General features: G+C 67.2%; 10 protein-coding genes. 2 read left to right on the top strand and 8 right to left on the bottom strand.

Going from position 1 to position 9,597, the window contains the following annotated elements:
• On the bottom strand, positions 1 to 802 hold an 802-nt coding region (locus JWQ05_RS07840), incomplete at its 3' end, for a HAMP domain-containing sensor histidine kinase (protein WP_299657134.1).
• 92 nt (positions 803 to 894) lie between these two features.
• Complete coding sequence (locus JWQ05_RS07835) at positions 895 to 2,067, bottom strand: FIST N-terminal domain-containing protein (RefSeq protein WP_299657119.1); 1,173 nt, start codon at positions 2,065 to 2,067, stop codon at positions 895 to 897.
• A 136-nt stretch (positions 2,068 to 2,203) separates the two neighbouring features.
• On the opposite strand from JWQ05_RS07835, the gene JWQ05_RS07830 reads away from it, so the two are divergent.
• Entirely contained in the window at positions 2,204 to 2,860 is a 657-nt protein-coding gene (locus JWQ05_RS07830) for a response regulator transcription factor (RefSeq protein ID WP_299657116.1), read from the top strand.
• A 4-nt stretch (positions 2,861 to 2,864) separates the two neighbouring features.
• Here JWQ05_RS07830 and JWQ05_RS07825 read toward each other — a convergent pair whose 3' ends face one another.
• The 6 genes from JWQ05_RS07825 to solA all read right to left on the bottom strand — a co-directional run bounded on the left by JWQ05_RS07825 (position 2,865) and on the right by solA (position 8,393).
• Positions 2,865 to 3,302, bottom strand: coding sequence for a PRC-barrel domain-containing protein (locus JWQ05_RS07825; protein ID WP_299657113.1), 438 nt, complete (start codon positions 3,300 to 3,302; stop codon positions 2,865 to 2,867).
• 530 nt (positions 3,303 to 3,832) lie between these two features.
• Positions 3,833 to 4,585 (bottom strand): amino acid ABC transporter ATP-binding protein, encoded by a 753-nt coding sequence (locus JWQ05_RS07820; RefSeq protein WP_299657110.1) that lies wholly within the window; start codon positions 4,583 to 4,585, stop codon positions 3,833 to 3,835.
• A 42-nt stretch (positions 4,586 to 4,627) separates the two neighbouring features.
• Positions 4,628 to 5,479, bottom strand: coding sequence for an amino acid ABC transporter permease (locus tag JWQ05_RS07815; protein WP_299657107.1), 852 nt, complete (start codon positions 5,477 to 5,479; stop codon positions 4,628 to 4,630).
• Complete coding sequence (locus JWQ05_RS07810; RefSeq protein ID WP_299657104.1) at positions 5,476 to 6,222, bottom strand: amino acid ABC transporter permease; 747 nt, start codon at positions 6,220 to 6,222, stop codon at positions 5,476 to 5,478. The genes JWQ05_RS07815 and JWQ05_RS07810 overlap by 4 nt, the downstream gene beginning before the upstream one ends.
• A gap of 40 nt (positions 6,223 to 6,262) precedes the next feature.
• On the bottom strand, positions 6,263 to 7,093 hold the full coding sequence (locus JWQ05_RS07805) for a transporter substrate-binding domain-containing protein (protein WP_299657100.1): 831 nt from the start codon (positions 7,091 to 7,093) through the stop codon (positions 6,263 to 6,265).
• A gap of 130 nt (positions 7,094 to 7,223) precedes the next feature.
• Positions 7,224 to 8,393, bottom strand: a complete 1,170-nt coding sequence (gene solA / locus JWQ05_RS07800; protein WP_299657097.1) for an N-methyl-L-tryptophan oxidase — start codon at positions 8,391 to 8,393, stop codon at positions 7,224 to 7,226.
• A 351-nt stretch (positions 8,394 to 8,744) separates the two neighbouring features.
• On the opposite strand from solA, the gene JWQ05_RS07795 reads away from it, so the two are divergent.
• On the top strand, positions 8,745 to 9,488 hold the full coding sequence (locus JWQ05_RS07795) for a Crp/Fnr family transcriptional regulator (RefSeq protein ID WP_299657094.1): 744 nt from the start codon (positions 8,745 to 8,747) through the stop codon (positions 9,486 to 9,488).
• Positions 9,489 to 9,597 lie beyond the last annotated feature (109 nt).

Genomic DNA, 9,597 nt, shown 5'->3' with positions numbered 1-9,597 from the left:
CCCGCGAGGCGAGTTCGACGGGGTGACCGAGGGCGAAAGCCATCCGGCGCACGATGGACAGGCCGAGCCCCAGCCCCGGCTCGCCGCCCTCCCCTTCCGCGCCGCCCCGGAAGAACTCCTCGAAGACGAGGTCGCGCTCGGCCTCGGCGATGCCGCAGCCGGTGTCGATCACCTCGATGCGGCAGGCGCCCCCGCGCCGGCGCCCCGCCACCAGCACGCCGCCCCGGCTCGTGTAGCGGATCGCATTCGAGACGAGGTTCTGCACGATGCGCTGGAGCAGCATCGGGTCGCTCGCCACCACCAGCCCGGGACCGCGCACGCTCAGGCGCAAGCCCTTGCGCTCGGCCAGCGGCCGGACGCTCGCGGCGATCCCGTCCAGCAGGTCCGTGAGCGCCACCGGCTTGATCGCCGGGCGGACGACGCCGGCATCGAGTTTCGAGATGTCGAGAAGGGTCTTGATCAGGTCCTCGATGATCTGGAGCCCACGCTCGATCTGCCCCGAGATCGTCCCCGCCTCCGGCCCCAGGCCCAGGTCTGCCAGCGCCGAGGCCGAGAGCCGCGCCGCGTTCAGGGGCTGAAGCAGGTCGTGACTCGCGGCGGCGAGGAAGCGGGTCTTCGAGCGGTTGGCGTTCTCGGCCTCCTCCTTGGCCGCCACCAGGGCCGCGTTGGAGCGCTCCAGGCGGTGCATCAACCCGGTCAGTTCCTCGGTGCGGGCGCGAACACGGCCCTCCAGCATGGTGGCGGTCTGGAACAGCGAATAGGCTCCGCCCTGCTGGTCCATGCTGCGCTCGACATGCGCCATCAGGGCCGCGTTGATGCGCTCCAGCTTGGCGATGCGCCGCAGGTTCGGGTCATCGCCCGGCGGGCGGGCCTCGGGATCGGACGGCCGGATCGTCACCGCTCGACCCGACCTCGCCCGATGGCGATGCCGGTGAAGGTCTGGTTGAGGTGCATGGAGCGGTACTGCTCCCCGTAGGTGTCGAAACCGACGATGTCGTAGCGCCGGTAGAGGTCGAGGATGCCGTGGCGCACCTGCCGGCTCTCGGCGTCGAGGCGGCGCAGCACGCATTCGAATCCGATGACGAGGTCGATGCCACCGAGATCCGCGTCGAGGCGTGCGAGTTCGGCTTGCGTCGCCGCCACGATGTCGCGGGGGCGCGCCAGGGTGAGGACGACGCCCTCGTCGATGGCGCAGAAGAAGCTGAGCGAGCCGTCCGGGTTCATGCGCCGGATCGAGCGGCAGAAGTATTCGCCGCCCACCTTCACGGCGAGCGGATAGGCCGCGAAGCTCATCGGCGAGAGGCGCTCGGGGTCGAGGCCCACCGCCATGGCGTATTCCCGCGCGGCGGGCTCGGCGTTGAGTTCGTGGACGGTGCGCTGCTCGTCATCCGACGCGGTGACCACGAACTTCGTGTCGGTCGGCTCGAAATTGTCGCTCTTGAAGATCTGGATCGGGAAATCCGACTCGACCAGCAGCAGCACGGCGGCACGCCGGTGGATGTGCCCGTCATGGAGCAGAACGGTCTCGCGGAAGGTGAGGTCGTCGCCGGCCGAACCGCCGACGAGCGGAATGCCGTCGAGCGCCCAGGCGATGGCCGAGACCACCGTCTCCTCCGCGTTGGCGAGACCGTCGATGAGCGAGAGGGCAAAGCGGCGCCCGAGGCTCGCATCGGCGCCCCCGTCCTCGAGGCTCCGGCGCAAGGCCCGCACGCTGGTGGCGGTGCGCTCGACGTCGAGGTGGTCGATGGCATCGAGGAGAGTCGAGACGATGCGGAAGCCCCGGGTCGGAAATGCGATGACGACGAGGCCCCGATCGAGCCCGCCCGCCGGCGAGATGCCGCCGGACATCGTGCAGCCGGCGATGCCCGCCCCGGTGAAACGCGCCGAAAGCCCCCGGTTCAGGGTCTCGGCGTCGTAATCGGCCGAGAAGAACGCCACGACCTGCGCGACATCGCGCGCACCGATGGCGGCGCCGATCTCGGCGATCGCGCCTTCGGCGTCGGGAGCCTCGCTCCAGGCCGTCGTGATGCCGCACAGATGCGTGCGCACCCGCGTCCCCTCTGCCACGTTCGTCCCTCACCCGGTCGGCACGTGCCGGGCTTGACGCCCGGTTCTCCACGGTGACACGAGTATGTCGGGCGGCAGGTTTGCGCGCAATGCGGCGTCCGTTGGCGCGCGTAAGTGGGCGCCCGGCGGGACGGGCATGCATCTCCTCATCGTCGACGATCATCCGCTGTTTCGCGAGGCGCTCGCAAGCGCGGTGGGCCTCGCCTACCCGGATGCGACCCTGCACGAGGCCGACGGCATCGCCAGCGCCTGCGCGGTGCTGGGCAAGCAGGCCGCCATCGAGATCATCCTCCTCGACCTCTCGATGCAGGGCGTCACCGGCTTCGAGGGGCTGGCGACGATCCGGGCGCGGGCGCCCCGCGTGCCGATCCTCGTGGTCTCCGGTCTGGAAGACCCGCGCATCATCCGCGAGGCCCTGGACCACGGTGCGGCCGGGTTCGTGCCCAAGGCCGTGGACAAACCGACCCTGACGCGGGCCATCGCCGACGTCCTGGCCGGTGGGCTCTTCGTTCCCGGGACCATGCCAGCCGATCAGAGGGCTACGAACCCGCACAAGGCGCCGCTCGCCGAACGGGTCGCGCGTTTGACGCCGCAACAATTGCGCGTGCTGGCGATGATCCGACAGGGCAAGCTGAACAAGCAGATCGCGTACGAGCTCCAGGTCGGCGACTCGACCGTGAAGGCCCACGTCTCCGAAATCCTGCGCAAGCTCGACGTGATCAGCCGGACCCAGATCGTGATCGAGGCCGCGCGCCTCGACTTCGACCGGATCATCGCCACGCCGGAGCGCTGACCCCTCAGGCGGTCGGGACTTTGCTGCCGCCGTAATGCCCGTCGACGCGGGTGCCGAAGGCCGGGTCGGCGAACGGGTCCTCGCCGGGCCCCTGCGTCGGCGCGCCCGCGAGGGTGTCGCGGTCGATCTCGACGATGTATCCGCCGAGCTCGACGCTGTAGGTCAGGGCCCGCCAGGGCACCGGATGGTAGCTCTCGCCGAGGCCGAGAAAGCCTCCGAACGACAGGACCGCGTAGGCGACCTGCCCCGAGACCTTGTCGACCATGAAATTGTAGACCGTGCCGATACGCTCGCCGTCCGGGCTGTAGGCCGCCGTGCCCTCGACCTTGTTCGAGGCGATGAGGCGAGGCGTCTCGTCGATGGCCACGCCCTCGGCGGAGGGATCAAGCTCCATCGATCCGGCGGGCCGGATGCTGCGCTCGTTCGGGAGGTCCGTCGGCATGCGCACTCCTGTGGGGCGTCAGGCGCCGGCACGACCGGCGCGTGCCCGGACAAAGCCCGATCGGCGGAACGGTTCCCGTCCCGGGCGCGCCCTTCGACCGGCACGCCCATCCCCTCCGTCACCCACGGCGGGCGTACGGCGCCTCACTGGCGCCTGTCCCAGCTCGTCGGGTGAATCTCGAAGCCGAACGAAAACCGAGGCGATACGTTTCAAACCGGATCGAAAACCATGGTGCCGGTTGCGGGACTTGAACTCGCGACCTACCGCTTCCAAGTGGCAAAATCGAAGTGTCTCTACAATTGACCCGAGTGCACACGACGTCACGCAAGTCGACGAAATGGCACGGCCACAAGCTTGAAGCGCTGAATATGAGCGATGTGAAATAACGCGATCTTGCTTCGATTTACATGAAGCGGAATGCTGCCGCATGACTGTAACCCCACGCGTCACCGCGAGGGAAAATCTTCCGATCTGCACGATGATCAAGGGGGCGATGCCCGCAGCATGCCTGACGACGCTCCGATCGAGGCCTAAAGAACCTGAGAAAGAAACTGCCGCGTGCGCGGATCGACGGCGGACGAGAACAACGTCTCGGGCGGCCCATGCTCGACGATGACGCCGCGATCGGTGAAGTAGACGTGGTCGGCGACCTCGCGGGCGAAGTTCATCTCGTGCGTGACGAGAAGGCAGGTCATGCCCTCCTCGGCGAGTTCGCGGATGGTGACCAGCACTTCCTTGACCGTCTCCGGATCGAGCGCCGCGGTGACTTCGTCGAACAGCATCACGTCCGGCCGCATCGCCAGGGAGCGGGCGATGGCCACGCGCTGCTGCTGCCCACCGGACATCTCGCCAGGATAGGCCGCCTCCTTGCCGGCGAGCCGTACCTTGGCGAGGAGCGCCCGCGCCCGGACCTCGACCTCGCGCCTGTCCTGACCCAGCACGTGGATCGGCGCCATCATGACGTTCTGGAGCGCCGTCTTGTGCGGAAACAGGTTGTACTGCTGGAACACCATGCCGACCTTGCGCCGCAGGGCCAGCTTGTCGAGCTTTGGGTCGGCCACCTCGATCCCATCGACCCGGATGGTGCCGGAAGTCACCGGAACGAGGGCGTTGATGCAGCGAATCAGCGTCGACTTGCCCGAGCCCGATGGCCCGATGATGCAGACGACCTCGCCTCGGCGCACGTCGAAGCTGATCCCCTTCAGGACCTCCGCCTCGCCGAAGGACTTGTGCACGTCGAGCAGTTGCACGATCGGCGGATCGGCGGGCGGGACACTCACCATCGAAATCGCACCATCGAAATCGCACCATCAGAAACGCGGGCCTCAAGCCGTCTCGAAGCGCCGCTCCAGGCGCGCGGTCAGCCGGTCGATCGGGTAGCAGTAGAGGAAGAAGCACAGCAGGGCGAAGCCGTAGAGGGGCGCGAACAGCTCCGGCCGGCCCCCTTCCGCCGCATGGACCTGCGCCGTCAGCGTCAGCATCTCCGTGACGCCAACGATGGAAGCCTGCACGGTGGCCATGGCGATCAGGGCGTAGACGTTCATCCACGGCGGCAGCATCCGCTTGAGGCACTGGGGCAGGATGATGCGGAACAGCGTCTGCCGCCGGGTGAAAGCCAGGGATTCGGCCGCCTCCCATTGGGTGACCGGCACCGAGCGCACCGCCCCGCGCACGATCTCGGCGACGTTGGCCATCACCGGCAGCGCGAACCCGATCGTCGCTTTGACCCAGTCGGGTAGCGGCACGCGCAGCCCGAACACCGTGACCTGGAACGGCACGAGGAACATCACGAAGAACAGCAGCACCAGCCAGGGCACGTTGCGAAAAAACTGCGTCACGCCCCAGGCGACGCGGCGCAGGACCGGCACTTCACTGACCAAGCCGAGCCCCAGCCCGACGCCGGCCCCCGTGCCGAGGAGCATCGCGACAAGCGAGATCGCGACGTTGAAGGCAAAGCCCGTGAGCAGGAGCGGCGCCCAGCGCAGGACGACCTGGAGCGGTGACAGCACTGCATCCGCGCCCTGCGCGAAGGCCGGCACCACGAGGACCAGGCCGGCGAGCCACGCTCCGAGGAGCCAGGCCTGGGCCGGGCGGGGGACGAACCGGGTCCGCGTGCGCGAGACCCGGAACGGCAGCAGGACCGGCAGCTCGCTCGTGGTTGGCGATGGCGCCCTCACCGGCTGTAGCCCGGAATCCGCAGGACCCGCTCCCAGCGATGCATGATCCAGACGAGGACGCCGACGAGAACGGCGTAGGTCGCCAGCAGAACGATCATCATCTCGAGCACGTTCTGCGATTCCGACCAGATCTGCTTCACCGCATAGAGCGTCTCGGGCACGGCGATGGCGTAGGCCAATGTGGTGGTCTTCAGGAGGTTGATGAGGTTGTTGTTGAGGGCCGGCAGGCAGACCCGGAGCGCGAGCGGCAGCACGACGTAGACGTAGGCCTTGAGACGGGTGTAGCCGAGGGCCTCGGCCGCCTCGACGGTGGTGCGCGGCACCGCCTCGATGCCGGAGCGAAAGATCTCGACGTTGAAGGCTCCGGCGAACAGCGCCAGCGAGACGATGGCCCACTGGACGTTGTCGAGGATCGGTACGCGCAAGCCGTCGGCGGTCTGGGCGGCCGGCAGCAGGGTGCCGAGCCCGAAGTAGAAGAAGAAGATCTGCACCAGCGGCGGCGTGTTGCGGAACACGACGACGAACCCGTTGACGAGGTTGCGGAGGAGCCGCGACGGGCCGCCCTGAAGGAGTGCTCCCACGGCGCCGATGACGAGACTGGCCAGGATCGTCGTCACAGCGAGCAGCAGGGTCGTCTTCAGACCGTTGACGTAACGGTCCCAGTCGTAGGGGTCGTAGAAGACCGTGAAGTTGAAACCCGTGGTCTCGTAGAGGGCCCGGAACCAGTTCGGAACGGCGTCCATCGTGCTCCTCAAGACGACCGGTCGATCGGCCCGGCGCGGCTCAATTGGTCGCGTTCTTGTACTTTTCGTGCATCGCCTTCGAGTATTCCGTCGGCTCGATGCCCCACTTCCTCTCCCCCTCGACGATGAAGCCGGACTTCATCCAGTCCTTGGTCGTGCCCTCCAGCATGGTCTGCAACGAGCTGTTGCCGAGCGCGACCGCCATCATCCAGGGCGCATCGAGGATGCCCTTCAGCGGCAGGGCGTAGTCCGCCTTCCAGTCGGCGTCGAGGAGCTTACCCTGCAGCATGCTCTGGTCGTAGACGTAGCCGAGGCAGTTGCCCTGCTTAAGAGCAAAGAGCGGCTTCTCGGAGCCGTCGAAGGCGACGATCTCGGCACCGTAGGTGCGGGCCACGTCCTTGTTGTACCAAGCACCGGAGGTCGCGCAGAGGGGCTTGCCCTTCAGCTGCGCCCAGTCTGTGATGCCGGCCTTTTTGGGAAGCATCACGTTGACGAAGTCGGAATAATATTGCGGGTCGATCGCCTGCACCACGCGGCGGCGCTCCGGCTTGTCCGAGAGCGTGGCGATGAGGAGGTCGACCTTGCCCTGCTGCAGGAACTCAATCCGGTTGGAGGAGACCACCGGCACGAGTTCGAGCTTCACGCCGAGGCGCTTGGCGACGTCGGCGGCGAGATCCGGCTCCAGCCCGATGATCGCTCCGCTCGGATCGCGGAAGCCGAAGGGACGGTAATCTGCCTTCACGCCGACGACGAGCGTTCCGCGTTGCTTGATCGCTTCGATCCCATCCGCAGCGATGGCCAAGGAGGATGAGAGTAATGCGGTCGCCGCGAGTAGGCAGGAGCCGAGGAACGCCACAGTCGGCTTACGCATAAAACGACACCTTTGCTTGGCAAATCCGGGTCGACCGGACACGAGACGGAGGGCCGACGAACGCTCTTCGGAGAGACTGCCTTGTCCGATCCAGCCAGGTCAAGCAATCGGTAGGCCATCGCTGTGGGGATCAGCCAAATCGTGCGATCGAATACGGTGCGAGATCGATGCGCCCACCGGCCTGCACCATTTCGTCTGCCACGGCCTCACCGATCCCGGCCGAGTGCTTGAAGCCGTGCCCGGAGCAGGCCGAGACGACGAGAACCCGGTCCATCCGCGGGTGCCTGTCGATGATGAAGCCCCGGTCAGGGGTTACGGTGTAGAGGCAGGCGGCGGACCGTGTCACCCGCGCCGTCGCGCCGGCGAGCCGGCCCGCTACGTGGTGCCGGTACATCGCGGCGGATTCCTCTGGGCTTACGGCGCGGTCGAGGGCCTCGGCCCGCGTGGTGGTCGCGTACTGCTCGGTGGCGACCTTGACCTGGGGCTCGCCCGGCTGGGGCGGGAAGCCGTAAAGGTAGTCCGTGTCACCGGAACCGTGCATCCAGATGAAGACCGGCGCGTCGGGGCCGTAGGCCGAGGCGTCGTCGAGGGCGTACCAGTGCAGGAGCTGCCGGTTGACCGTGAGCAGGTCCGTGAAGGGCGCGCCGAGAAGGGGCGCGGTCCAGGCCCCGGCCGAGACCACCACCTGGTCGGCCAGGACGACGCCGCGATCGGTCTCGATGCGGACGCCGTTCGGCTCCTGGAGGATCGACAGCACCGTCGTTCCGGTGCGAATCGTGACGCCGAGTTCGCCGGCCCGGTGCAGCTGCGCGGCGATGCAGCGCTCGGGGCGCACGTAGCCGCCACCCGGCTCGTAATAGGCCTTTTCATCGCCGCTGAGGTTCTGGAATTGCGGGAAGCGGCGCGCGACCTCGTGCCCGTCGAGGATTTCATGCGGGATCGCGAAAGCCCGCGCGGCGTCGATCGAACGCCCGACGAAATCCGGCTTGCCGTGGTGGGAGGAGATGCCGCTGCCCGGCCCCATCACCAGGGCGCCGCAGGCGGTCAGCAGTGTCTCCCCGGTCTCCGCCTCCAGGGTTCGCCAGATCCGGTGCGAGGCCAGGACGAAAGGAACGTAGTCGCGACCCTCGCCGACGGCCTGCCGGGTAATGCGGCTCTCACCGTGGCTCGACCCAAGGGTATGCGGCGGAGCGAAGCGATCGAGGCCGACGACCGTCGCGCCCCGCAACCCCAGTTGATAGAGCGCCGCGCTGCCCATGGCGCCAAGGCCGACGACGGCGATTTCAAAACGGTCTTCCATCGCAGGATGCGCTCCGGTCCACAGTCAGGCTGTGATCAGCATCCAAAAGGGACCCACCTGCTCCCTTTTGGATCAGGCGCTTGATACCTTGACCGAAGCCTAAAGCGCACTCTGGATCACACCCGGAAGCGGCGACCGTCCATCTCGGCTTCGGTCAACGCGACGGATCCAACCGTTGTCGGGCCCAGCGTCCATGTTAGCGCGAAACCCAAACATGGTTGAATGCGCAAGGTTCAGATGGGCTTCATGAGGCTGCCATCGTCAGCCGCGCCGAAACAGGTCCCGTCTTGCCTGTGAGGACTGCGCTTCCGCCTGCAACGCATGGCAAAGCCATCACAAGGCAAAGCCGATATGGCCACAGAGTTCGATCACCCCCTGCAGCCCCTGGTCCGCAAGCTGGAAAGCCTCACCATCCTCTCGGATGAGGAGCGCGAGGCGATCCAGGGATTGCCGTTCAAGCGGCGTGCCCTCAACGCGCGCCAGGACGTCGTGCGCGACGGCGACACGGCCTCGCAGTGCTGCCTCGTCCTCGAAGGCTGGGCCTGCCGCTACAAGATCATCCGAGAAGGCAAGCGCCAGATCTTCTCGTTCCACATCGCGGGTGACATCCCGGACCTGCAGGGCCTCCACATCCCGTTGATGGACCACGGCTTCGCCACGATGACGACCGCGACCGTTGCCTTCATCCCGCACGAGGCCATGCGTGATCTCACGGCGCGCTTTTCCGGCGTCGCGGCGAAGCTCTGGCATGACATGCTCGTGGATGCGGGCATCTTTCGCCAGTGGCTGATCTGCATGGGCCGGCGCTCGGCCTACGACCAGATGGCCCACCTCTTCTGCGAATTGTACCTCAGACAGGAGGCGGTCGGGCTCGCCGCCGACAACCGTTGCTCCATGCCCATCACGCAGGTCGATCTCGCCGACGCCACGGGTCTTTCGTACGTGCACGTCAACCGCGTCCTGCAGGAGATGCGGGCCAAGGGCCTGATCACCCTGCGCGGTGGCGTCCTGGTCATCGAGGATTGGGACGAACTGGTCCGGGTGGCCGAGTTCGACGGCGCCTACCTCCACCAACGCAAGCGTGCCGTCGCATGAGGCCGCCCCTTCATATACGCCATCGTCCGTCCAGGCTTGGCGACAGGGCTCAGAAGGGCTTCGGCGGACTATGGGCCTGGGCCGTACTCAGCACGCCAAGGACCTCCAC

The organism is Methylobacterium sp. (assembly GCF_028290105.1).
Taxonomy (GTDB): Bacteria; Pseudomonadota; Alphaproteobacteria; order Rhizobiales; family Beijerinckiaceae; genus Methylobacterium.
Note: the sequence above shows the minus strand (reverse complement) of the source record. Positions and strands in the feature narration are given on the sequence as shown.

Coding starts and splice junctions, on each gene's coding strand:
- JWQ05_RS07825 (WP_299657113.1), bottom strand. CDS start 3,302: ATGCCGACGGACCTCCCGAACGAGCGCAGCATCCGGCCCGCCGGATCG.
- JWQ05_RS07810 (WP_299657104.1), bottom strand. CDS start 6,222: ATGGACGCCGTTCCGAACTGGTTCCGGGCCCTCTACGAGACCACGGGT.
- JWQ05_RS07805 (WP_299657100.1), bottom strand. CDS start 7,093: ATGCGTAAGCCGACTGTGGCGTTCCTCGGCTCCTGCCTACTCGCGGCG.
- JWQ05_RS07795 (WP_299657094.1), top strand. CDS start 8,745: ATGGCCACAGAGTTCGATCACCCCCTGCAGCCCCTGGTCCGCAAGCTG.
- JWQ05_RS07830 (WP_299657116.1), top strand. CDS start 2,204: ATGCATCTCCTCATCGTCGACGATCATCCGCTGTTTCGCGAGGCGCTC.
- JWQ05_RS07820 (WP_299657110.1), bottom strand. CDS start 4,585: ATGGTGAGTGTCCCGCCCGCCGATCCGCCGATCGTGCAACTGCTCGAC.
- solA (WP_299657097.1), bottom strand. CDS start 8,393: ATGGAAGACCGTTTTGAAATCGCCGTCGTCGGCCTTGGCGCCATGGGC.